Source organism: Sphingomonas sp., from assembly GCF_030145815.1.
GTDB lineage: Bacteria > Pseudomonadota > Alphaproteobacteria > Sphingomonadales > Sphingomonadaceae > Sphingomonas.
The window spans coordinates 1-24212 of record NZ_JAIXHL010000015.1; the positions used below are offsets into that span (position 1 = coordinate 1).

Genomic DNA, 24212 nt, shown 5'->3' on the forward strand with positions numbered 1-24212 from the left:
TCGCTCAAACCCAGTCTCCTTGCGGAGCCTGAATCAGATCGCACGCCTCACATCAATGGGTCCTGACCCTAGTGATCGCCGGCCGGATCGCGCATCCGGGTTCGTCGGCATGGGCGCAGTTGGTGAATTTACAGGCAAGCGTCCAAGCGACGATGTCATCGAACACCTCGGCGACGCCAGCCCGAACCTCGGACAGCGCAAGCTCGCGCATACCAGGCGTATCGATCAGCCACGCGCTTGCACTCGGGCCATGTCCGAGGCGGTGCATCTGGCGCACCGTGGTCGTGTGAAGTCCCTTGCCGTCGGTCTGGCGTACCGGCTGAGTCGCGATGCGATCCGATCCGGTCAACGTATTGACGAGGGTCGATTTGATCTGCCCCCCGCTGAGTGGCCCAGAGACTATGATAGTCTGGACCACGATAGCCTCACCCCATCTCTGGTCCGGCCTTTGTGAGAAAAGCCGGCTTCTTTTGCATCAGGGCAGGCATGCCTGCCCTGATGCAAAAGCGCGCTCCATCGGGGTTTGGTTGCCGAGGGAGCTATGCGGACGGTGTTCGTTGTAGTCGCGCCGCCACGCCTCACATTTTACCCGTGCGTCGTCCAAGCTCAAGAACCAGTATGCGTTGAGGCACTCGGCCCCGACCCGGCCGTTGAACGCTTCGGCGAACGCATTATCGGTGGGCTTGCCGGGTCGACTGAAGTCCAGCACCACATCGTGCTGGTAGGCCCATAGGTCGAGGTCCTTCGAGATAAACTCGGGACCATTGTCCAGACGGATGCGCTGAGGACGGCCATATGTCGCTGCGATGCGGTCGAGCGTCTCGACCACGTCAGCGCCGCGATAGCTCGTCCTTACGTCGAGCGCTGGTGACACGCGCGTGAAGTTGTCCACGATCGACAGCACGCGGATCTTGCGCCCGTCGAACAACTGGTCCGACAGGAAGTCCATCGACCAGCACTCGTTGGGCGCCGTTGCCGTTGTCCGGTCGTCACGCAGCTTTGCCTTCACCTTGCGCTTGGGTGTCTTGTTGCGCAGCTGCAGCCCCAGCTCACGATAAAGGCGGTGGGTGCGCTTGTGGTTGATCTCCCAGCCTTCACGCCGCAGCAGTACGTGGATGCGTCGGTACCCGTAGCGAACTCGGGTCGCAGCCAACTCCTTGATCCGCATTTTAAGCCGGCCTGATCGAGACGGCGGGACTGATAGCGCTGGGTCGATCGATTGATCGGAAATGCGCCACAGGCTCGCCGTTCGCTGACCTGGTAGCTCGCCTGCAAATAGCCGACGATCTCCCGGGCTCGACCAGGCCCTACATTTTTCGGCGGATGACGTCCTGCAGCATCTCCTTGTCCAGGCTCAGGTTGGCCACCAGCCGCTTCAGCCGCAGATTCTCCTCCTCGAGCACCTTCAGCCGCTTCATCTCCGATGGCATCAGCCCGCCATATTTGCTGCGCCATCGATAGTAGGTCTGGATCGAGATGCCGGCCTTCCGGCACACTTCCTCAACCGTCGTCCCGTCCTCAGCCTGCTTGAGGATGAACGCGATCTGCTGCTCACTGAACCTCGATTTCCACCAGCAAATTCCCTCGTCCGGCAACATTCAAACCTAACCGGGAATTTCTCACCAAAATCGGACCAGTTTCGAGGGCTCAGGTCAATCACGCGACGCACAGTTTAAGGTCTCAATCGTAGCGACGAGCCGCACTGCTGGAGCATCGCCGAGGGTAGGATCTTGAAATTGAGGGTGGCGAACTTCAATGCCCGGTCGATCAACGTAAAGCGGGTCTAAGGTAACGAAGTTTCGTGTGACGTGTGACTGCTTCGCGCGGCACCGCGTGACGGAGCTCAACGAGAAATCGGACTATTGGTTCGAGGCGCAGGGGTTGCTGATTGAGCAGTGTGCGCATCTCGGTTGTGACACGCCAAGGTTTAGGTCTTGAGGTGATCGGCTATTTTCTCGGCCAGCATTAGCACAGCCAAGTTGATATTGGCGCTAGGTATCGCGGGGAAGGCCGATGCGTCCGCAACTACCAATCCCTCCATGCCCTTGACCCGACCCCTGTTCGACAGCACTGCCATCCGGTCGTCGTTCGCGCCCATGCGGCATGAACAGCTAGCATGCCACACCCCCGCTACGGCGGAACGCACGAACGTCTCCAACTTGGCGTCGTCGGCAAGCAGCACACTGAGTGCTTCGCCCTCCATTATCATGCGCTCGATGAATGCGCGGCGCACCGGCTTCGGGCCGTCTAGGCACAAGGCAGCGATCCGCGTCAGGACGCGGTTCTTCAGGTTGATCGTCCCGATCTGTCGCACCTTTTCGCTATAGCTGGCCGGAAACGGATCCGCGATCGCCGAGGCGAGTTCGGGCGACAGGTGGATCGCCGCCATGCGCCGGAAGCCATGCATCAGCCGCTGGACGTCGCGGCTGTCGGACAAGAGGTTGAAGTCAACCTGCGCTGCCTGGCGCGGATCGGCCGAGAGCAGCCGCACATGTCCTTCCTCCGAAAGAGGACGGTTGATCCAGAATGCCAGCGTGCCGAGCCGCTCGCCCACCGCGTGCCAGGCCGCCTTGGTCGAGACCAGCCCGAGCATATCTCCCGCCGGATAGCGGGCGGGATCGCTCGAGAAGCGGACGCCCAGCATGATATGCCGGCGCTCGTGCCGCAGGCGGGAGGCCGACGGCAGATAGGAGGCGATCGCGATCGACGGATGATCCGAGAGTCCGCGCCCGACGCCAGGCGAGTTGATCCGTACCCGGATACCGAGCGCTTGAAGATCGTCCGCAGGGCCGATGCCGCTGCGTAGCAGCAATTCCGGCGTGAAGAGCGCGCCGGTCGACAGGATGATCTGTGCGCCGGATATCTCCTCCGCGCCGATTCTGACCCCTATCGCCCTGCGACCATCGAACAGCAGCGCATCGACGCGCGTGCTGGTCCGGATGTGCAGGTTGGCGCGCGCGCGGACGGCCGGGGTGAGCCACGCCATCGCGGCGGTGACGCGGTGCCCGTCGACATTCGAGATCGGCAACGGAAAGTGACCGTCCGCGAATTCCGCGTTCTGGTCGGCGAGCAGTGGTAGTCCCGCCGCCGAAAATGCTTTAGCGAAGGCAAGCGCCTGCCCCGGCCAATGCGATTGCGGTATGCGGCGGATCGGGAGTGGCCCGCTCTTCCCGTGCAGCGGTCCATCAAAATCGAGATCGGTTTCGAGTTTGCGGAAATAGGGCAACACGTCGCTCCAGCCCCATCCCTCCGCGCCGCGTGCAACCCAGCCGTCATAGTCCCATGGCAAACCGCGATTGGCGAGTTGGCCGTTGATGGCGGATCCTCCACCCAACACGTGCCCTTGCTCGTATCGGCGCAGCGGCAGATCGACCCCGGTGGCGCGATTGCCCAGCGGGTCGATCGTGATCCGGCGATCAATCCAGGTGAAGCGCGCGTCGAGATAGGCGCTGCCGGGATAGCCGTCGAGGATCGCGGCCGGCTCCATCCCCGGCGGCGTGTCGGGGCCCGCTTCGATCAGCAGGACCTTGTTGGCGCCTCTTTCCGAAAGGCGGCTCGCCATCACGCAGCCCGCCGATCCGCCGCCGACGACGATGTGGCTATACTGCATCGCTCAGCTGACCACGTTGACGCATTTGACTTCCTGGAAGATGCGCAACCCTTCTATGCCACGCTCGCGGCCAACTCCGCTCAGCCGGCGCCCCCCTCCGGACGCGAAGGCACTGAGCGCGCTCCCGTTGACGTTGACCGTACCGGTTCGCAGTCGACAGGCGACATCGACCGCAGTCTGTACGTCCTTGCCGAAGACGTGGCCGGACAGGCCGTAGGCGGTATCGTTCGCCATCGCCACGGCATGATCGATATCGCGGTAACCGATGACGCAGGCGATCGGGCCGAATATTTCCGCGCGCGCGGCGGGATTGGTCATGTCGTCCAAATCCAGGATGGTCGGCGCAAAATAGTGGCCGCGGGTCGGCCGGGGCGGCCGCGTACCGCCACAGACAACCCGAGCTCCGGCATCGACCGCGATCTTCACGAAATCTTCGCAGCGCTGCACGGCGTCGTCGTTGATGAGCGGCCCCATCACCGTCTTCGGATCGTCGGCCGGGCCGATGACAACCCCAGAGAGCATGTCAGCTATTGTGACAAGGATCTCGGGCTTGGCTTCCTGCGGCACGAAAATCCGCGTGCCTGCGACGCAGACCTGGCCGGAATGGGGTACGCAAGCACGATTGCCGGCGGTTCCGGCGAGTCCGGCGGCGTCGGGCAAATAGATCTGCGCCGATTTGCCGCCCAGTTCGAGCTGCACCCGTTTCATCGTTCCGACGGCCTGCCGGGCGACCTGTTGCCCGACCAAGGTCGATCCGGTGAAGCTTATCATGTCGATCGCCGGATCGGTGCCGAGCAGGATTGCGCCATCGGAGCTGGCTTCAGCCAGGACATTGAAGACGCCTGGCGGTAGCGCTGCGGCCTCCGCCGCCTCGCCCAAGATCAGCGACGAAAGTGGGGTCAGCGGGCTGGGCCGCAGGATCACGCAATTGCCGGCGATCAGTGCGGAAATCACCTTCCAGATGCTGATGACGAACGGAAAATTATATGCCGAAATGGCGACGACCACGCCGATGGGCTCATAACGCCGGAAGCTCTGGACGGTGGTCGAACCGGTGAAACGCTCGCCCAGCGGAAGCGGATTGTCCTCGACTTCCGGCAGTTTGAGAAACAGATCGATCAGATCGGTGGCGTGCTTAAGCGGCAGGTCAAGCTGACCGGCCCGTACCGCTGATGTCCGAACAACACCGGCCTCCGCGACCAAAATGTCTTCGATCCGCTGCCGATTGCCGTTCAGCCAGGCGATCATGGCCCTGAGGCAGGCCGCGCGGTCCATGGCCGGCATCGCCGGCCATGGACCGTCGTCGAAGGCAGTTCGCGCGGCTGCGATCGCGTAGCCGATTTGGTCCCCCGATACGCCGGTCACCGCGGCGAAATCCGAGCCGTCTGAGGGATTGGTGACGGTGAAGCGCGTGCCTTTGCCCGCGACAAAGCCGCCGCCGACATAGTGCCGATGGGCTTGCTCGATCCCCATGGTCTGATCACCTTTCGTCGCTCTCGCGCACGACTATCGTCCTGTGAAGGCGGGCGCGCGTTTCTCCACGGCTGAAGCAACGGCCTCATGTTGGTCGTCGGTCTGCTGCACGACCGCCTGCATCGCGGCTGCGATTTCGAGTGCGGCGGGCAGGTCGAGCCGTTCGGATTCGCGGAGCAGTCGGCGATTCAGCCTGATGGAGTGCGCCGGATGCCGTGCGATTTGATTGGCGAGCGACAGTGCCTCATCCATCAACGCCTCTGCCGGCACGACCCGCGATACGAGCCCTAATTCCAGCGCGCGGTGCGCATCGATGGAGTCGCCGGTCAGCGCCATCTCTGCGGCGGCAGCGGCACCAATTGCACGGGTCAAAAACCATGCACCTCCCGCCGCCGAGGTGAGACCCAGCTTAATGAAGCTCTCCGCGAACACGGCCCTTTCGGAAGCGATCCGCAAAGTACACATGGTGGCGAAGTCCATCCCCGCGCCCATGGCGGGCCCGTTCACCGCGGCGATGATCGGCACCTCGAGATCATAGAGAGCGCGCGCGATCGTCTGAACGCCGGTCAGGTAGGTTCGACGGATTTCGGCAGCGTTTCCCGCAAAATGGTTCGTACGAGCGTACATGTCCTTGAGGTTGCCGCCCGCGCAGAAGACATTGCCCGCCGCCGTCAGGATAGCGCAACGTATCCCGATATCCGCGTTCACGTTGTCGCAGGCGCTGACGATTTCTCGCGTGAGCAGCGGGCTCAATGCATTCTTCGTGGCAGGATCATCAATGGTCAGGATCGCGACGGATCCGTGTCGCTCCACCCGGAGCACCGATGGCTGATCGTCCATCGTCATACCTCCCGCTCGGAACGGCCCACCTGCTCGCGCGCGGTCAGCTTCAATATTGGGCCGGGGAATTCGTCCGGCCTGTCGAGGATCGCGCAGACATGGCGACCGACCTCGATCTCGGTGAGCCATTCGGGCTGCGCCCGTTCACGCTTGCTCCGGCCGTTGACCATGGAAACGATCATTAGTTCGCGCAGCTCGGCCCCACCTTTACGTTCGCGCGCGATGCCGCGATACATCATGCGCAACGCCGCCTGCATCATCGAGATGAAGGTCATTTTCGGGACGATGAAGTCCGCGGTGCCGCCGCCGATGCCGATGCACAGTCCATCGTCAGAAAGCCGGGGCAGAAAAGTCTTTGCGGCGATGAAATGCGTGAACAGATTTGCTGCGGCGATCGCCGAGAGCTCGTCGACATCCATCTCCATCAGCGGCTGCAGCCGGGCGGGGGCATTGACCGCGACGACCACGGCATCGATGCCGCCGAATTTTGTCACTGCCTCTTCCCAGAGCGCGGTGGCGCCGGCTTCGGTCGCGATATCGCCGACGATGACAGCGAGTCGCTCCGAAGCCTCGCTGGCCGCAAGTTCGTCCAGCTTATCGGCGCTCCGTCCCGCCGCGACCACCGAACGTCCGCTGGCAAGTGCCGCCGATACGATGCCCAGCCCGACATCTCCGGTCGCCCCGATTACCAATAGCCTGCCGTGCTTCACCATCGCTCTCCTGTCCGCGCATCATCAATGTGCGCAATCGCATCACTGGATGGCACAACACCCCTCATTGAAATAGGTAGCTATTTAAAGGCGCATGGTTCTGATGCTTCGCGCCGATGATGGAGAGGGATATGCGCGTGACATTCACTCTGGTGGATCGACCGGAGATCGCGGTGGATATCGCCGCGGGGGAAAGCGTGATGCGGGCCGCAGTCGATAACGGGGTTCCCGGTATCTATGGTGATTGCGGCGGTCAGTGCGCGTGCGCGACCTGCCACATTTATATTCACGAGGAGTGGATCGATCGCGTCGGCCGCGCGCCGGAGGGGTCGGTCGAGGGTGCGATGCTCGAAGGCGCGCCCGCCGACGTGCAGGCGAATTCGCGCCTCGCATGTCAGGTTATTTGCGAGCCGTCCCTCGACGGACTCATCGTGCTGGTGCCGGAAGGCCAATAGAAAGGTATTGCGATGACCGGACTGGATGCTGAGACGGTAGCCATTGAAGCGATCGACGTCAGCCAGCCTGCCTTGTATCGCGACGATGCGTGGCGGCCTCTGTTCGCGAAACTGCGCGAGGAAGACCCCGTACATTATTGTTCGCACAGCCGGACCGGGCCATATTGGGCGGTGACCCGCTATGAGGATATCGTGCGCGTCGATACCGACCCCACGACCTTTTCCTCATCTTATACGCGCGGCGGCGTGACGCTGGAGAACCGCACCTCCAGCCAGAGCTTCATGCAGATGGATCCGCCCGCCCATACGGCCAAACGCAAGAGCGTGACGCCGATCGTTGCGCCCAAAAGCCTGGCGCAGATGGAAACGCTGATCCGCGAACGCGCCGGCCGACTTCTCGATACGCTGCCGCGCAACGAGGAGTTCAACTGGGTCGATATGGTGTCAATCGAACTGACATCGATGATGTTGGCGACGCTGTTCGGGCACCCGATCGAGCAGCGTCGCCAGCTGGTGCACTGGTCCGACGTCCTCACCGCCGATCTGGAAGATCCTGACAGCCCGATCCGCAGCGAGGAAGAGCGACAGGACGTCATGCGCGATTTCTACATGAGCATGGTCGGTACCTGGAAGCGGCGGCAGGAGGAGGAGCGGGGCTTCGATATCATCTCGCTTCTCGCCCATGACCCCGACATGCGCGACGCATCGCTTCAGGAAATCACCAGCGTTTTCGGCCTTTTCCTGGTCGGCGGCAACGATACCACGCGCAACTCGATGTCAGGCGGCCTATGGGGGCTGAGCCAGAGCCCGAACGAATGGGCGAAGCTGAAGGCCGATCCTAGGCTGCTCGGTAACGCCGTATCGGAGATCATCCGTTTCCAGACACCGGTGCTCTACGAACGCCGAACCGCGACATGCGACGTCGAGGTCGGGGGCAAGCGGATCGCGGAGGGAGACCGCGTGGCGATGTACTATATCTCCGGCAATCGCGATGAGGCGGTGTTTCCTGATGCCGACATATTGAAGGTCGATCGCCCCAATGCGCGGCAGCATCTGTCGTTCGGCATGGGGCCGCATCGCTGCATCGGCTCGCGATTGGCGGAGATGCAGTTGCGGATATTGTGGGAGGAAGTTCTTGCCCGCAACATGGAGATAGAGGTGTTGCAGGCACCGACCTATGCTTTCTCCAATCTCGTGCGCAGCCCTGTGAAGCTGCCGGTGCGGATCAAAGGATGATAGGCGGGGAGCCGTTTCGCACGGAGCTGCTCGCTGGGAAGACCGCCTTCATTGCGGGCGGCACGAGCGGGATCAATCTGGGCATCGCTCAAGCCTTTGCGCGGGCCGGCGCGCGCGTGGGAGTGGCCGGCCGCAATGCGGACAAGGCTGCTGCTGCCGTCGCAATCCTTCGGGCCGAAGGCGCGCAGGCGCTGGGCCAGTCGATGGACGTTCGCGCCTATGATGCTGTGGAAAGGGCACTCCACGAAACCCACGACCGGCTCGGGCCGATTGACATCGTCATCTCCGGGGCCGCAGGTAACTTCCTGGCGCCTGCGAGCGGCATGTCGTCCAATGCCTTTCGTACTGTTATTGACATCGACCTGATCGGGACGTTCAACGTCTTTCGCGCAAGCCACCGCTTCCTCAACGCACCGGGCGCGTCGCTGATCGCGATCAGCGCGGGGCAGGCCGTCAGTCCTGTGATGCACCAGTCGCATGTCTGCGCCGCAAAGGCGGGGATCAACATGCTCGTCAAGGTCCTGGCAATGGAATGGGGGCCCTCTGGCATCCGCGTCAACGCGATCTCGCCGGGCCCGATCAGCGAAACCGAAGGCATGGCGCGGCTTACACCGACCGCGGCGGATAAAGCCGCTTGGACGCAAAAGATCGCGCTACGCCGTTTCGGTGAGAAGGCCGATGTGGCGAACATGGCGATGTTCCTTGCCAGTCATTCCTCAAATTATGTGACCGGCGCGATCTTCGGCTGCGATGGCGGCTGGACGCTGGGCGACTCGTCCGGGGCAATCCCGGCCCCGGCGACTGAGAAGGCCCGATGACCAAACCCAAGGGGCTCGCTGGCCGGCGCATTATCGTGACGGGTGCAGCGCAGGGGATCGGCGCGCCGCCGCCCCGCCGCCCGACCTCGGCGAACAGGTCACGATGCCAATGCCGACAAGCTGCGATCGGTCGAGGCCGATAGCGGCGCGCTTGCATCGCGCTTTAGTGCCATGCTGTCGGTTGTTGGGCGCCGTTCCGGATATAGCGGGTATGTTGATGTGGTTCCTGCCGGAAGATACGCGTCGCCTATTGGTGTATGCCGCGTGCGTGCTTTCCGGCGCGAAGGCGAAGGCACTGGGTGTCTTCGCGACGCTGGGCCCTTCGCCCGCAGGAGCCGCCGTGGCATTGGCGCAGCAGACTGCTGCACAATGCCCGCGCGTGATCCGGATGCGAAGACGCTGCTCAGCGAAAGCCGGAGCCTAGCTGCCGCTCATGCCCTCGCGATGGAATCCGACGCACAAGCGGTGCTGATCGGCGGACCCGACCCGCGTGAAGTAATGTTCGCCAGCACGTATGTCGCCGGCATCATTTGCCGACGTCGATTAAGGGTCAGATATCGGCATCCCACAACATGACCATTTCTTGGCTCAGAAGAGCTTCATCGATTTTGGCTTCCGAGACGATTCTGTTGCTGGTGTTGATGTGCGATAAGGAGACCATATCCTTCTTCAGAACAGCCTCCATCATTCGCGCTCTGCCTATTCGGCGACGCTGCATCAATTCAGATTTATCTCTAAATATTGATGGGAATGCTGCGATCCCTACAGCATATAGTGTTTTTAAAAGCAGCTCGGTTGCGGGGTTTCCGGCCATCTCACCTAATAAGGAAATGGTCTGGAATTCTTCATCCTGAAATTGCTCGAGTGTCTGGGCACGGGAAGGGCACAACATTTGATTCACAAGGGATTGTGCTCGTTCGCACATTTCAGGGTCATTGCATGAGATCGCTTGGAGACTGGCCGCATCGATGAGACTCCCGGTAATTTCCAACATGTCACGCAATGTTGTCCTTCGGGTCATCAAATATGCTGTGGCTGGTCCAATTACGCCCCCAATGTCTGGACGGCGACTGTAGATGCCTCCTCTTGTGCCACGAACAACTTCCACAAGCTGTTCGTGCGCAACAAGATTGACCGCTTGTCGAAAGGTAGGGCGGCTGACGCCAAATGTGGCCATCAGCTCCTTTTCCGAACCCAGGAATACGTCTTGACCGCGTGCCAGCGAGAGACGTCTGAGCCGTTGCGCCACTCTGGCGGTAAGAGGGCGGAGGCGGACATCGTTTGCGATCATTCTCGACGATCCACAGCGTTGCTGGTCGCTTGAGTTGACGGGATCCGGACCGACAGGCCTTCCCGCGTACGATGAGCTTTGCGGGTGTAAGGCAGAATGTGAACTAACATGCTCGCTTGGAAATCCACTGCCTCATTGAAGGCGGGTGAACGATAGCAATTATCAGCGGACCCAAATGACCGCAATGTGAGCGGAAAGCTGTCGCGCGATCTGAAGCCCCACATCGGAGCCCTTGTCGCCTCCGGTACCCGGTGCCTCCGATGCTTGGAAGTCAACCTGGTATTTGGGTGGGAGCCAGGACAGCTGCTTACGATGTTCCTGCCAGCGCATCGCGCAGCCGCTGTACCTGCTCGTTGAGCGCGATCATCTCCTTCACCTCGAACCCAGAATTGCGGAGCAGCGCATCGGTAAGGCAGGCGGTTTCGCTGCGCAGGCCATTACCTTTGGCGGTGAGGAAGACCTGCACCTGGCGCTCGTCGGCCGGGTTGCGCTGGCGCGAGACGAACCCGGCTGCCTCGAGCCGCTTCATCAGCGGGGTGATCGTGCTCGGCTCGAGCGCGAGCCGGTCGGCGATCGCGGAGATCGTCTGGCCGTCCTTCTCCCACAATGTGCTCAGCACCAGATATTGCGGATAGGTCACGCCGAGCGAATCGAGCATGGGCTTGTAGAGCCGGTTGATCGCGATCGTCGTCGAATAGAGCGAAAAGCAGAGCTGCGCATCGAGCGGCAGCGGTTCGCTGGTGGTCCGGGCCATCAAATCCTCACTTTCGAATCAGGCATTTATCACAAAATGTATATCGCGATAATTTAATGCTGGACAAGACCGATCCAGCGGATGTAGCTAAACATTATCGCGATAATGAATATCGCGGAAGCAAATGAAAGGAGATTGATCATGACTAAGTCGAACAAGCTTCTCCTCGCCGCCGCTGCCTCGCTCGCTCTGGGTGCTGCTCCCGCCATCGCCCAGGACAAGACCGCCGAGCCGGTCAAGTCGGTGGTGCTCGTCCATGGCGGCTTCGTCGATGGCTCGGGCTGGATGGACGTCTACAAGATCCTCAAGAAGGACGGCTACAAGGTGACGATCGTCCAGAACCCGACGCTCTCGCTCGAGGATGACGTCGCGGTCACCAAGCGTGCGATTGCCGCCGCCGATGGCAAGGTGATCCTGGTCGGCCACAGCTATGGCGGCGTGGTCGTCTCCGAAGCGGGTACCGATCCCAAGGTCGCCGGCGTCGTCTACATCGCCGCTTTCGCGCCGGACAAGGGCGAGTCGGTCTCCAGCCTGATCGCCAACCCCGCGCCGGGTGCTCCGGTGCCGCCGATCCTGCCGCCCAAGGACGGCTTCCTGTTCCTCGACAGCGTCAAGTTCGCAGCCTCCTTCGCGGCGGACGTCCGCCCCGATCTCGCGGCGTTCATGGCGGACTCGCAGGTCCCCTGGGGCGTCGCCGCGCTCGACGGCAAGGTGACCGCCCCGGCCTGGCGGGTGAAGCCGAGCTGGTATCTGGTGGCAAGCGAGGACAAGATGATCCCGCCCGCAGCCCAGCGGCAGATGGCCGCCCGTGCCGGTGCCAGGGTCGAGGAAGTCGCGGCCAGCCACTCGCTCTACGTCTCGAAGCCCGCCGCCGTCGCCGCGATCATCGAGAAGGCCGCGAAGAGCCCTGAATAGACCGTCATCCTTGACCATATTTACTGGCGTCGGCTCCCCGGGCCGGCGCCAGCCGCATCATAAGGGCAGCTTTCGCAGATCGCTCCTTCTAGGATGAAGTGAGGGCGTGTTTCGGCTCGGCGGGTAGCTAACCGGTTCGAGCCGTCCGATCTCGCGCAATGCGTCGTCGGCTATGCATTGGCAATGCTCTGCCAACTTCTGACGAGCCGGGCACATGTATCATTCGTGGTTATGGCCCGTTCCTGCTTCATATGGGCCGCATAATTTTCGTCTTGCTGCGGCATTTCTCTCCGCTCCGCTTCCAACTTGCCGTTTGAAACGAGATTAGGAAATCGACGCCACCCTATTCGGCCAAGCCCTTCAACGGCATCTTCGAATCGGCGAGCAGCGCAGGGTCTATCGCCCGCCGCTCGACCACCAGCTTGCGGCCCTGGACATAGTCCTTGGTGGCGTTGACGCAGTCGAGCGCGATGATGTGGCCTTCCTTCGAGTAGAGGACCGAGAAGCTGCGGGTCGCGGGATCACCGCGGACGATGGTGGCGTCGTGGCCGGTGGAGAGGCCGACGGTCTGGAGCTTCAGGTCATACTGGTTCGACCAGAACCACGGCACTGCGTCATAATGCGCCTCGACGCCCGCGATGGTCTTGGCCGCGACGGTCGCCTGATCGTTGGCGTTCTGGACCGATTCCAGCCGCACCGGCATGTCGTCGGCATAATGGTTGGCGTGGAGCGCGCAGTCGCCGATCGCGAACACATCGGGCAGCGAGGTGCGGCAATGCCCGTCGATCGCGACGCCGTTGCCGCCCTCGGCACCTGCGTCGATCAGCGGCTGGACCGCGGGGACGATGCCGATGCCGACGATCACCATCTGCGCCGCGATGACGTGGCCGTCCTTGAGGCGGACGCCGGTGACCTTGTCGCCGTCGGTCTCGATGCAGTCGACCGCGACGCCGAGCCGGACATCGACGCCGTGCGCGCGATGCTCGGCCTCGAAGAAGCGCGACAGCGGTTCGCCCGCAACGCGCGCCAGCACGCGGTCGAGCGCCTCGAGCAGCACGACCTTCTTGCCCGCCTTGGCCAGAACCGCCGCCGCCTCAAGCCCGATATAGCCGCCGCCGATCACCACGGCCTGAGCGACGTCGGTCAGCTCGGCGACCATGCGGTCGGCATCGGCGCGGGTGCGCACGGTATGGACGCCCATGGCATCGCCCCCGTCGCAGCCGAGCCGCCGCGGCGAACCACCCGCCGCCCAGATCAGATGGCCATAGCCGATCGTCTCGCCGTCTTCAGTGGTGACGCTGTGCCCCTCGGGATCGACGCGCACGACGCGACGCCCGAGCAGCATATCGACCTTGCGCTCGTCCCAGAAGGCGGCGGGGCGGATCAGGATGCGCTCGAACGCCTTCTCGCCCGAGAAATATTCCTTGGACAGCGGCGGGCGCTCATAAGGCAGCTCGGGCTCGTCGCCGACGATCGCGATGCTGCCCTCGAACCTGGCCTGCCGCAGCGCGATCGCCGCCTGCGCGCCCCCATGCCCCGCTCCCACGATCAAGATGTCATAGCTGATCGCCATCTGCCTTACCTTCCTCCGGCTTGAGTTTGTGGCGCGCAAAGAAGCATTGCGACTGCGGCTGCGACCGATCCGAAAGCCGCCGGATCAGACAGTGATGCTTCCTTCATTCGCGGCACCCAGGCCGTCCCGATAGACTTGACCTTCACCGTGCGGCCCCGGCCTCATCGATCGGCATCAAATACCGCGCGCTTTGGCTGGCCATACGGTCTGGTTGGGCAGGTTGACCAATATCTTGTCCGCATTGGCCGAAGCATCAGCCTTATGCTGAATGCGCCGTATCGCGGGCTCTGGCTTTCGAGCCGAAACAGGGCGGGATAGGTTCGATGCGAACCATGAAGGTGAGGTGCATGAATTTCATTGCGCAACTGCGGGCCTCGCTGAACGGCGCGCCGGAACAAAGCCTGTTTGAATATCGCCGACGCGATTACCCGCGCGGTGAGATCAATACGATTGCCGAGCGGACGATAGCGCTCCTCGACGCGGCTTTGGTGCCTCACGCTGCTCGAATCGGTGTCGTCGTGCGCAATCGGCCGCTTCACGCGGCGGCAATGCTCGGACTCATTGCCTATGGGAGGGCACTGACCACCATCTATGCGATCCAGTCGCCTGAAGCGATGGCAGCGGAGGTCGAGGAAACGCGGTTCGGTGCGGTGATCGCGGACGTGGGGGACTGGACCCCGGCGCTCGAAGCGGCGGTTCGTGCAACAGGCGCTGCTGCGATCCTGCTCGACCACGATGCGATCGCGATCGAGGCGGCTGCGGGTTTCGAACGGATGGAACCCGGGCCTCGTCCATTGATCGAAGGGGAACGCGGCATCGAGATCCTGTCGAGCGGCACGACCGGAAAGCCAAAGCGGATTCTGTTTCCCTTCCGCATGCTGACGCGCGCCGTGGAGAGTGTCGCCGCAGCGCGGACGGGCATCGATCCCGAGCCCGATATCCTCACCTGGCCCTATGGCGGCATCGGCGGGATGTGCAATCTGGTAGCCGGGGTCATGCTCGAACGGCACACGACCTTGCTCGACAAGTTCAACGTGCCCGAGTGGATCGAGGCGGTGCGCAAGCATCGCCCCAAATTCCTGAGCGGCCCGCCGACGGTTGCGCGAATGGCGCTCGATGCGGGCGTGACGCGCGAGGACATGTCGAGCGTTCAATATTTCTTCGGCGGCGGCGCCGCCTTTTCACCTGAGCTGCAGGACGAGTTCGAAGCAGCCTATGACCTCAAGGTCATCTGGGCCTATGGTGCGACCGAGTTTTGCGGGACGATCATCAGCTGGACGCCGGCGCTCTACGAAGCCTATCGCGACAGCAAGCGCGGCGCGATTGGAAAGGCGCTTCCCGGCATCGAACTGCGTGTCACCGATCCCGAGACGGGCGAACCCGTGGCTGCCGGCGAGGTCGGATATCTCGAAGCGATCGTGCCGGTAGTGAAGGAAGGCTGGATCCGTACCACCGACCTGGTGACGATCGATATGGACGGCTTCGTCTTTCACCGCGGGCGCGGCGACGGTGCGATCGTCCGGGGCGGCTTCAAGGTGCTGCCTGAAAAGATCGTTTCGGCTTTACAGGAGCACCCTTCAGTCCTTGATGCGGCCGTTGTCGGCCTGCCCGACGTACGGCTGGGCGAGGTTCCTGTCGCAGCGGTCGAGCTGCGTGACGGTGCACCCCGCGTCGGCGAGGAAGCGCTGCGCGACTACGCCAAGAAGATGCTGGTCGTGCACCATGTGCCGGCCCGCATCCTCATCCTAGACCAGCTGCCGCGCACGACGTCGCTGAAGGCCGATCTGGGCGCGATCCGGCGCTTGTTCGCCGAAACCGAGCCGGTCTGAACCTCGCCTCCCATCGGCAACGAAAAAGGGGAGCCGGTCGAAACCGGCTCCCCTTTCTGTTCGACGCCTATCCCTTCAGAACTCGAACCGGACCTCGAAGCCATAGGTGCGTGGCGCACCGACAAACCCTGCCGTGTAGCCAAGGCCTGTATTGGCCAGCTCGGTGCCGCTTGCGATATATTCGGCGTTGAGCAGATTCTTGGCCCACAGGCTGGCGCTGATGCGGCTGCCGCCGATATCGCGCAGGTCGACCCGCGCGTTCACCAGCGTATAGTCCCGCATGATCGACGTCGGGGACACGCGCTGTTGCGCCGCGACCCAGTTATTGTCGGACATGTTGGTCTTTGTCTGATGGTAGAGATCGACCCGCGGCGCGAGCTCTCCGGCATTGCCGAGCGGTATACGCAGCCCGAAATTGGCGCCGATCGTCCATTCCGGCGTTCCGGCAAATTGCGAGCCGGAAAGATCGACGCCGTTGGCGATCCAGCGGCGATAGGCTGCATCGACATGGGCGATATTGACGCCGAAATCGATGAAATCGACCGGTTGAAGCTGCAGCTCGACCTCGAAGCCCTTGATCGTCGCTTCCGCCGCATTGACGATCGTCTGGGTGAAGACCCCGTTGATGAGCGACCCCTGGTTGCGCTGGATGTTGCGATAGTCCTGGGTATAGGCGGCAATGTTCAACCGTCCGCTGCCGGTACCCATGCGGAAATCGGTCTTCATGCCGATTTCATAGTCGGTCACGTCCTCGGGCAGGAACGGCGTGAACTGGGCCGGCGTCGTCGCGGAAATGTTGAACCCACCCGTGCGATAGCCGGTGCGATGGGCGAGATAGACCAGTACGCCGCGTGCGATCTTATAGTCCGCGGTGAGCGAATAGGTGAACTTGTCATAGCTCTTTGAATAAGAGGTCATGCACGGGTTCAACGGCACGCCGGCGCCATTGACCAGCCGACAGCTGCCATTGCTGACGATGTTGCGTGTTGTGAGTTGGCGAAGATCATGGGTCTGCCGTCCGCCCGCGGTGAGCGAAAGCCCGGGCGCGAAGGCCGGGCGCCAGGTGAACTGGGCAAAGGCCGAATAGCTTTGATTGCGGACCGGGTCGGCGAAGGTCACGCGGTCGCCCTGATAGATGCCGCCGGCGGAGACACCGCCCTGGCCGCCGGTCTGCTGGCGGTCGCTGCCGCGCTCGAGGAAATAGAAGCCTCCCAGGATATAGTCGAGGCTGCCGCCGAAGATCGTGCCAAGCAACTGAAGCTCATCGCTATATTGCCGCACCGTCATGTCTTCACGCGACGGGAAATAGGGAATGATGCTGCCGGCTGCATCGGTGAATGTCAGGCTCGAGCCGTCAAGATCGAACGGGATGCTGGAACTTACGAAGCGATAACCCGCGATGTTCTTGAGCGTGACCCCTTGGGCGATGTCGATCTCGGTCACGTTCGAGACCGAGAAGGTCTTGATCTTCGTCTCGAGGACAAGGTCGCTGGTCGTACTGTGAAACGGCAGCGCGTTCACCCGGTCGAGTTCGGCGACCACGTTGGGGGCGGAACCAAACCCGATCCCCGGAAGCCGGCCGAGCAGCTTATAGCCGATGCCGTTTTCGTCGGCGCGGAATCCGCTGACAACCGTCCGGTTCTCGATACCATCCGCCGGTGACAGGGTCAGCGACACCCGCCAATTGTCCTTGTGCTCGTCATCGAGTTGCTGGCCGGTGGTGACATTGTTGGTGAACCCGTCGCGACGCTGGAGCGATCCGGCGACGCGCAGCTTGGCCCAGTCTGCCAGCGGGACGTTCACTGCGCCTTCGAGCCGCCAGGCATCGTAGTTGCCGTAGCCGCCGACGACATAGCCCTCGAAACGATCGGTCGGCGCCTGCGGCGTGATCAGCATCGCGCCGCCGGTGGTGTTGCGGCCGAACAGCGTCCCCTGCGGCCCCTTCAGCACCTGAACCGATGCTACGTCGAAAAAGGCGGAGTTCAGTCCCTGCGGACGGTTCTGTACGACATCGGCAAAATATACCGCCACCGCCGGATCCTTGGTAATATAGGGATCGAACTGGCGCTGGCCGCGGATCGCGACCTGCAGCACGTTTGAGCCGAATGCCGAGGGCTGGATCGTGAGGCCTGGCACCTTCTGGGGCAAATCTGCGACCGTGACGATGTTCGCTTCGACCAGCGAATCCGAGGTGAGTGCGGTCACCGCGAGCGGTACGTCCTGCAGCCGTTCCTCGCGACGGCGCGCAGTGACGACGATCTCCGGCGTGCCGCGCTCGAGCTGCGGATCGACCTGGGCGTCAGGCACGCTGGTCTGGGCAAATGCCGGTGCCGTGCCCGCGGCGATGCCCATGACGAGCGGTGCCAACAGGATTCGTGTGAAGCGGGTCATGCGACGTTCCTCCCCATGATGTTTTGTTTTGCTTTGTTTTGCTGTCCGTCCGGCTGAGCCAAATTACCGAACCCGCCGGACGTGCCGGCATCCTGCCGCGCCGTTCAATGTGACGAAACGTCAATTCCTTCCTTGAGCCGAACGATCACGGATATGCTGCGGTGGCTGGTTCAGCCCGGCGGGGCGAGCGATGTGAGATAGGCAGTCATGGCCGCTGAAGGCTGTTTGCGAGACGGGTTGTAGAAGGGTGACAGCACGGTGAGCATCTGTTTCAGGTCGCGCTTGCGGGTCATCTTGCGGTGGCTCGCAACCCTGATCCTCGACTTCTCCCGCTGCGCCTCCGACATGCCTTCCCGGTCGATCGCGATCAGATAATCGGCCACGCTGTCCATGAAGCGGGTCAGGTGGCGATAAGCGTAGAGATAGCCCCAACAGCGATAGAGCCAGGCAAGGGGACCGCGCCCGTAAAGCGTGTGATAGACATCGAAACAGACGTGCCGGTGCTCGAACTCTTCGGCCAGATGCCATTTCCAGAGCTCGAGCGCAGCTGGGTCGGCGCTACGTTCAAGCAGCGGAAGGACCTGAAAGAAGGTTTCCGCATTGCTCGATCCAATCGCCTCGAAGCCTTCCGAATAAGCGAGGTTGAAGCGCAGGGACCGGTTCTCGAGCCAGTCCCTGTATTCTGCCGCGAGCCGCTTCTCGAAATCGATCAGGCCGGGATAGCCCTTTTCGCGCAGCATCTTGTTGAAAGCATTGTGGCGCTTGCAATGCTCGACTTCCTGCTTGTTGAAGACCTCGATGTCGCGCGAGAGTTGCGGGTCGTGACGTGCCACGCTGGGCTGAGCCTTGAGCATCACCCGGACAAGATAGGGCTCGATGTGCGAGGGTACGATCGACGCCGCATTGCAATGCTGCGCCAGTTCGCTGTTGCGCGACCAGTGCGGATCGACCGAGCCGAATTCCATCTTGGGATATCGTGGGGTCATCGCGGCGGGATAGGCCAGCCTTGCCCGCGCGCACATATCGCCGCGTCATTCAGCATATGGGTGATGGAGCGGCCTTATCTCTTGTTCCTGTACGAGATGCGGCAAAGGGTAGCGCAAAGCCGGAGAGGAATTCATGAGCAAAGCCACGCTGCCGCATCTCGCGCACCATGCAAATGAGACGCCCGACCGGCCTGCGGTGATCATGGCGGGCGCGGGCACGCTGCTGACCTATGCCGAACTCGAGGCGCGTTCGCATGCGCTGGCCGGCCAGCTCGCGGCACAGGGCATCAAGGCCGAGGACCATGTCGCGATCCTGATGGAAAATCGCGCGGACTTTCTGGTCGCGGCCTGGGCCGCGCAGCGCGCCGGCCTCTATTACACGCCGGTCAACTGGCATCTGACCGCCGACGAGGTCAGCTATATCGTGCAGGACTGCGGCGCACGCGCGATCCTGTCGAGTGAGGCAAGGCGCGACGTGCTGACGGGGGTGGCCGAGACCTGTGCCGATGTGGCGATCTGGCTGTGCGATTGCGGTGGTCCCTCCGGGTTTGCGCCCGAAAACGGCAACCCGCCAGCGGCTGCCGACTATGCGTCGCTCGAAGGCTCCTCGATGATCTATTCGTCCGGCACATCCGGGCGACCCAAGGGGATCAAGCGCCGTATCACGGGCGCGACGTTCGGCCAGCTTGGCGCGGGCGACCAGATGCTTCGCGGCCTCTATGCCTGGGACGCGGATACGGTCTGCCTCAACCCCTCGCCATTATACCATGCCGGGCCGCTCAACTTCGCGATGTCGACCCACCGGTCGGGCGGAACGGTCGTGCTGATGCGCGACTTCGATCCGCTCGAGGCGCTCGAGGCGATCGAGAAATACCGGGTGAACAAGGCCTGGTTGGTGCCGACGATGATGATCCGCATGCTCAAGACGCCGGATCGCGACCGCTATGACATCAGCAGCATCACGCATGCGGTCCACACCGCGGCGCCCTGTCCGCAGGATACCAAGCGGGCAATGATCGACTGGTGGGGGCCGGTGCTCTACGAATTCTACGCCGCGACCGAAGGCAATGGCCTGACCGCGATCACGCCGCAGGAATGGCTGGCACATCCCGGTTCGGTGGGGCGCTCGCCCGATGTCCGGATCGTCGGGGAGGATGGCGCGGTGCTGCCGGCCGGCGAGGTGGGCGTGATCTATTTCGCGTCGGACTGGACGGTGTTCGAATATCACAATGATCCGGCCAAGACCGCGGAAGCGCATGACCGCAACGGTTGGACGACGATCGGCGATATGGGGTATCTGGACGAGGAGGGCTATCTCTACCTCACCGACCGCAAGACCAACATGATCATCGCCGGCGGGGTGAACATCTACCCGCAGGAGGCGGAAAATGTGCTCGCCGTCCATCCCGCGATCGAGGATGTCGCGGTGATCGGTGTGCCGCATCCCGAATATGGCGAAGAGGTGAAGGCAGTGGTGCAGCTGGCGGCGGGACAGTCGGCATCGACTGAACTGGCGGCCGAACTGGTGGCGCACTGCCAGTCGAAGCTGGCCAAATACAAATGCCCGCGCAGCGTAGATTTTGTCGAGGCGCTGCCGCGCATGCCCAATGGCAAGCTGCTCAAGCGCGACTTGCGCGCGCGCTACTGGAACGATGCGAAGATCCGCATCTGATCAGTGGAAGGTGCGGCCGCCATCGACTGCCAGAACCGTGCCGGTGACATAGGAGGACGCTTCGCTGCTCAGGAACAGGATCGCCTCGGCCAGCTCGGACGGGCGCGCGACCCGCTTCATGGCATATTGCTGGACGAATGGCGCGTCGTCCGGGCTGGCATAGCCACCAAGCACGCCCTGAACCATCGGCGTATCGACGATACCCGGGGCGATGACATTGGCACGGATCCCCGGTGCGAGCTCCGCGCCCAGTGCCTTGGTGAAGGCGACAAGCCCCGCCTTGGTCGCAGCATAGGCAGCGATGCCCGGCGCGTTGGGCAACAGCGCCTGCCCCGAGGCGATATTGACGATCGTCGCGTTCCCGGTGACCTGCAAATGGGGTAAGGCCGCGCGACAGATCAGATAGGGCGCGGTCAGGTTGATCGCGACGAACCGGTCCCAGCTTTCGCGATCGAGCGCGTCGAGCGGCTGCGATCCGGCGATGCCCGCACTGTTCACGATGCCGTCGATTCCGCCCATCGCCTGCGCCGCCTTCGCTACGGCCGCGAGCAATTGAGCTTCGTCCGCCAGATCGGCGAGCATTGCCGTTCCAGCGGTTGCCTGGGCTGCCGATCGCAAGAGGTCGTCGCGGCGATCCAGCAGCGCCAGCGCCGCGCCTTCGCGAGCAAATAATTCGGCCGTCGCGCGACCGATGCCGGAGGCCGCGCCGGTGATCAGGATCCGTCGCCCGGCCAGCTTCATGCCACGGCCTCTGCCGCCCGCCGCGCAGGTGCCAGTGCCAGCCTGAACAGGGCGGCCGCACACAGACCCACAACCACATACATGATCGTCAGCGACCAATGGACCTGCATCGGATCGTGCAGCACGAAGGTGGTGATGAACGCGACCGAGGGGGGGCCAAGGCACATGCCCATCAGGTTGAACACCAGCACGAACAGCGCGGATATGCGCCCGCGATATTCGTTGGGCGTCACGATCTGGAGGTGCGCGACGGCCGGGCCGGTGAAAGGCTGGAGAAAATGGAGCAGCGCATAGGCGGGGATGAATAGCCAGAGGATGCCATCGGCAAGCTGGAAGGCGATGATCGCCATCGCGACGCCGATCAGGCAGGCATAGACGAAGTATCGCAGATGCGCGTCGCGCTGGCCGCGCGCGAACCAGCGATCGACGAACCAGCCGCCGAAGATGAAACCGGGAATGCCGCTGACCGCGCCGACGGTGCCGAGAATGATGCCGACCTCCGCAACACCGAGGCCGTAGCGGCGCATCAGCATCGCCGGTGCCCAGGCCGCAGTGCCATAGGCCATGACCGCAACCAGCCCGAAGCCGAGGAAGTGACAGATGAAATAGCGGCGGTTGGCGAGGAGGAAGTGCATCACGCCCCGATCGGGAGCGTCAAGGTCGAGCTTGCGGTGCCGGCGAACCGGCTCGGGAACGAGGAACATCAGGGCGGCGATGCCGACGCCGGGCAGCCCGGTGACGAGGAAGACCAGCTGCCACGGCTCCAGCACGCCGACACCGGGCAATGCCATGGCACCCATCGCCTCGAACTTCGCGATCAACGCGCCCCCTGCCATATAGGCGAGCGCGCCACCGATCGACGATCCCGTTGCGAACACGCCCAGCGCCAGGGCCAGGCGTCTGGGCGGAAACAGGTCGGCGATCATCGAATAGGCGGCGGGCGATAGCGACGCCTCCCCGACACCTACGCCGAAACGAGCCAGAAGCAGATGGGTGTAGGTGGAAGCGAGCCCGCAAGCGCCGGCCGCCAGCGACCACAGGGTCATGCCGAAATAGATGATCTTGCGCCGCGAATAGCGATCGACGAGCCATCCGATCGGCAAGCCGAACACGGCATAGAACAGGCCGAACGCCACGCCCTGGAGCAGTCCGATCTCGAAATCGCTGACGCCGAGGCTGGCCTTGATCGGTTCGACCATCAGCGAGATGATCTGCCGGTCGAGATACGACATGATCGCGACGAGCAGCAGGATCGTCACGCTGAACCAGGCGATACGCGGCGAAACCGCCGATGGGACGTCGGTTTCCGCACCAACCGTGTCGACTGTCCTCATCCCCTGACCTCATTTCCTTGCTTTGGGCATGATGGGTCAAGCCCAGGCGCCGGTCACGCCCGCGCGCCGATTGCGCACATCTATGCTCGATCAGCGCGGAAGTTGTTCTTCGATCGCTGCGAGGATCGCCGGGTCGGCGGGCAGCGTATCGGGTGCGAACCGGGCGGTGACGCTACCGTCCGGAGCGACCACGAACTTCTCGAAATTCCATTGCACTTCGGGTGCTGGGTTCACCGCGATGCCGTGGCTCTCCAGCTTGGCACGCATCGCGCCGCCGCTAGTGCTGACGGCGGCAGGCTGCGCTTCGATCAGAGCAGCATAGAGCGGGTGCTTGTCCGGGCCGGCCACGACCATCTTGGCGAACATCGGGAAATCGACGGCGTAGGCGGACCGGCAGAAGTCGGCGATCTCGGCATCTGTTCCCGGCTCCTGCCCGCGGAAATCGTTGGAGGGAAACCCCAGCACTTCGAACCCCCGGTCGCGATAGGCGCGGTACAGCGCCTCGAGCCCTTCATATTGCGAGGTCAGGCCGCATTTGGAGGCGGTGTTGACGATCAGCAGCGCCTTGCCGGCATGTTCGGCGAGCCGCGTCTCGCGGCCGTCGATCGTTCTTACCGGGATGTCCTGAAGCTTCGTCATGGCGACGCAATTCCTTTGCCGTTCGTTGGCGGATGTGAGCGGTGCTGGTTCCAATCCAGCCAGCGCAGGATTGCGCCGCCCATGACCAGATCGCGCGCCTGTCCTTTGAGCCAGGGCAGCTCCTCGTGGAAGAAGCGCACCAGCGTCGGATAGGGGCAGGGCAGGCGGCTGAGGTCCGATCCCCAGAAGGTCCGTTCGGCGCCAAAGGCGTCGAACAGCCGGCGCAGATAGGGGGTGACGTCGGGCCAGGGATGGCCCGCCGCGCTGTAGCCGGGCAGGCAGGTCGCCTTGATCGCAACATTGGGCAGCGCGGCCATCGCGATCACCTCCTCAACCTGCGCGAACGCCGTTGCGCCGGTCTCGTGAACCCGCGCACCCATATGATCGATGATCAGCCGCAGCGCGGGATATTCACGCGCGATACGGGCGAGCAGCGGCACCTTGCCGGCAGGGGCGATCATGAGCGGGACATTCTGCGCCTGCGCTTCGGCCCAAAGCCAGTGATCGACAGTCTCGGCACCCAGGATGATCCGGGCGCCCAACATGCCGGGCTGATGCCGCCACCGGGCCAGCGAACGCAGATCGGGCGGGAGACGCCCCATCACCGCGAAGCGGTCCGGGTGCGCCGCGGCGGCGGCGAGAACGAGGTCGTTGCGCTCGCCTTCCCAGGAAGGCGGGACAAGGATTGCGCGGGTGACGCATGCTGCGTCCATCGCCGACACCGCCTCGGCTGCGGTCATAGGATTGTCGCGCTGGGCCCGAGCGGTCCGGCCATTCGCGCCGGCGCGCGGCCATGGACGCTCGGGACAATCCTTTCCCCAGATATGGATCTGCGCATCGACGATCATGTGCCGGCGATAGCATCGCAGCAGCGATCCGGCCCATCACCTGTGTGATCAAACGCCCGGTTGCTTGATCCAGGAAGATGGACGGAGAATCGTCGCC

20 protein-coding genes and 1 pseudogene are annotated in these 24212 nt (G+C 63.0%); 6 read left to right on the forward strand and 15 right to left on the reverse strand.

The genetic code is table 11. The annotated features are described in order from the left end of the window. Positions 1–52 precede the first annotated feature (52 nt). From rsgA to KYX69_RS14150, 6 genes and pseudogenes are all read right to left on the reverse strand, one after another. On the reverse strand, positions 53–418 hold the full coding sequence (gene rsgA, locus KYX69_RS14125; protein WP_241231060.1) for a GTPase RsgA: 366 nt from the start codon (positions 416–418) through the stop codon (positions 53–55). Positions 419–478: 60 nt separating this feature from the next. After that, a pseudogene (locus KYX69_RS14130) lies at positions 479–1598 on the reverse strand (transposase); the annotation flags it as partial. A 329-nt stretch (positions 1599–1927) separates the two neighbouring features. Next, positions 1928–3610, reverse strand: coding sequence for a GMC family oxidoreductase (locus tag KYX69_RS14135; RefSeq protein WP_300498429.1), 1683 nt, complete (start codon positions 3608–3610; stop codon positions 1928–1930). A 3-nt stretch (positions 3611–3613) separates the two neighbouring features. Further along, on the reverse strand, positions 3614–5083 hold the full coding sequence (locus KYX69_RS14140; RefSeq protein ID WP_300498431.1) for an aldehyde dehydrogenase family protein: 1470 nt from the start codon (positions 5081–5083) through the stop codon (positions 3614–3616). Positions 5084–5116: 33 nt separating this feature from the next. Then, a complete protein-coding gene (locus KYX69_RS14145; protein ID WP_300498433.1) occupies positions 5117–5923 on the reverse strand; it encodes an enoyl-CoA hydratase-related protein in 807 nt (268 codons plus the stop codon). Between the two features lie 2 nt (positions 5924–5925). Further along, complete coding sequence (locus KYX69_RS14150) at positions 5926–6633, reverse strand: SDR family oxidoreductase (protein WP_300498435.1); 708 nt, start codon at positions 6631–6633, stop codon at positions 5926–5928. 131 nt (positions 6634–6764) lie between these two features. On the opposite strand from KYX69_RS14150, the gene KYX69_RS14155 reads away from it, so the two are divergent. Genes KYX69_RS14155 through KYX69_RS14165 form a run of 3 tightly spaced genes read left to right on the forward strand, consistent with a single transcriptional unit; the run spans position 6765 to position 9142 of the window. Further along, positions 6765–7088, forward strand: coding sequence for a 2Fe-2S iron-sulfur cluster-binding protein (locus KYX69_RS14155; protein ID WP_126003377.1), 324 nt, complete (start codon positions 6765–6767; stop codon positions 7086–7088). Between the two features lie 12 nt (positions 7089–7100). Next, complete coding sequence (locus tag KYX69_RS14160) at positions 7101–8324, forward strand: cytochrome P450 (RefSeq protein WP_126003378.1); 1224 nt, start codon at positions 7101–7103, stop codon at positions 8322–8324. Next, on the forward strand, positions 8321–9142 hold the full coding sequence (locus tag KYX69_RS14165) for an SDR family oxidoreductase (RefSeq protein WP_300498440.1): 822 nt from the start codon (positions 8321–8323) through the stop codon (positions 9140–9142). The genes KYX69_RS14160 and KYX69_RS14165 overlap by 4 nt, the downstream gene beginning before the upstream one ends. Before the next feature lie 550 nt (positions 9143–9692). Here KYX69_RS14165 and KYX69_RS14170 read toward each other — a convergent pair. Next, the gene (locus KYX69_RS14170; protein ID WP_300498442.1) at positions 9693–10433 is read right to left on the reverse strand and encodes a GntR family transcriptional regulator; all 741 of its coding nucleotides are present in this window, start codon (positions 10431–10433) and stop codon (positions 9693–9695) included. A 307-nt stretch (positions 10434–10740) separates the two neighbouring features. Beyond that, positions 10741–11187 carry a MarR family winged helix-turn-helix transcriptional regulator gene (locus KYX69_RS14175; protein WP_126003381.1) on the reverse strand — a complete coding sequence of 149 codons (447 nt, stop codon included), beginning with the start codon at positions 11185–11187 and terminating at the stop codon, positions 10741–10743. 141 nt (positions 11188–11328) lie between these two features. On the opposite strand from KYX69_RS14175, the gene KYX69_RS14180 reads away from it, so the two are divergent. Next, positions 11329–12102, forward strand: coding sequence for an alpha/beta hydrolase (locus KYX69_RS14180; RefSeq protein WP_126003382.1), 774 nt, complete (start codon positions 11329–11331; stop codon positions 12100–12102). A 343-nt stretch (positions 12103–12445) separates the two neighbouring features. Here the strand turns inward: KYX69_RS14180 and KYX69_RS14185 are convergent, their stop codons facing one another. Next, positions 12446–13675, reverse strand: coding sequence for an FAD-dependent oxidoreductase (locus KYX69_RS14185; RefSeq protein ID WP_300498446.1), 1230 nt, complete (start codon positions 13673–13675; stop codon positions 12446–12448). Positions 13676–14022: 347 nt separating this feature from the next. On the opposite strand from KYX69_RS14185, the gene KYX69_RS14190 reads away from it, so the two are divergent. Next, entirely contained in the window at positions 14023–15504 is a 1482-nt protein-coding gene (locus KYX69_RS14190; RefSeq protein WP_164523204.1) for a class I adenylate-forming enzyme family protein, read from the forward strand. Between the two features lie 75 nt (positions 15505–15579). Here KYX69_RS14190 and KYX69_RS14195 read toward each other — a convergent pair whose 3' ends face one another. Further along, entirely contained in the window at positions 15580–17895 is a 2316-nt protein-coding gene (locus KYX69_RS14195; protein ID WP_300498450.1) for a TonB-dependent receptor, read from the reverse strand. A 170-nt stretch (positions 17896–18065) separates the two neighbouring features. Then, entirely contained in the window at positions 18066–18881 is an 816-nt protein-coding gene (locus KYX69_RS14200; protein ID WP_300498453.1) for a metal-dependent hydrolase, read from the reverse strand. Positions 18882–19014: 133 nt separating this feature from the next. Between KYX69_RS14200 and KYX69_RS14205 the strand changes: the two genes are divergently transcribed. Next, entirely contained in the window at positions 19015–20553 is a 1539-nt protein-coding gene (locus KYX69_RS14205; RefSeq protein WP_126003387.1) for an acyl-CoA synthetase, read from the forward strand. On the opposite strand, the gene KYX69_RS14210 is transcribed toward KYX69_RS14205, so the two are convergent. From KYX69_RS14210 to KYX69_RS14225, 4 genes are all read right to left on the reverse strand, one after another. Continuing rightward, complete coding sequence (locus tag KYX69_RS14210; RefSeq protein WP_126003388.1) at positions 20554–21294, reverse strand: SDR family NAD(P)-dependent oxidoreductase; 741 nt, start codon at positions 21292–21294, stop codon at positions 20554–20556. Next, positions 21291–22628, reverse strand: coding sequence for an MFS transporter (locus KYX69_RS14215; protein ID WP_300498456.1), 1338 nt, complete (start codon positions 22626–22628; stop codon positions 21291–21293). Before KYX69_RS14215 ends, KYX69_RS14210 begins: the two co-directional genes overlap by 4 nt. A 90-nt stretch (positions 22629–22718) precedes the next feature. Further along, positions 22719–23267, reverse strand: a complete 549-nt coding sequence (locus KYX69_RS14220; protein WP_126003390.1) for a glutathione peroxidase — start codon at positions 23265–23267, stop codon at positions 22719–22721. Beyond that, positions 23264–24115 carry an amidohydrolase gene (locus KYX69_RS14225; RefSeq protein ID WP_300498459.1) on the reverse strand — a complete coding sequence of 284 codons (852 nt, stop codon included), beginning with the start codon at positions 24113–24115 and terminating at the stop codon, positions 23264–23266. The genes KYX69_RS14220 and KYX69_RS14225 overlap by 4 nt, the downstream gene beginning before the upstream one ends. Positions 24116–24212: the final 97 nt, after the last annotated feature.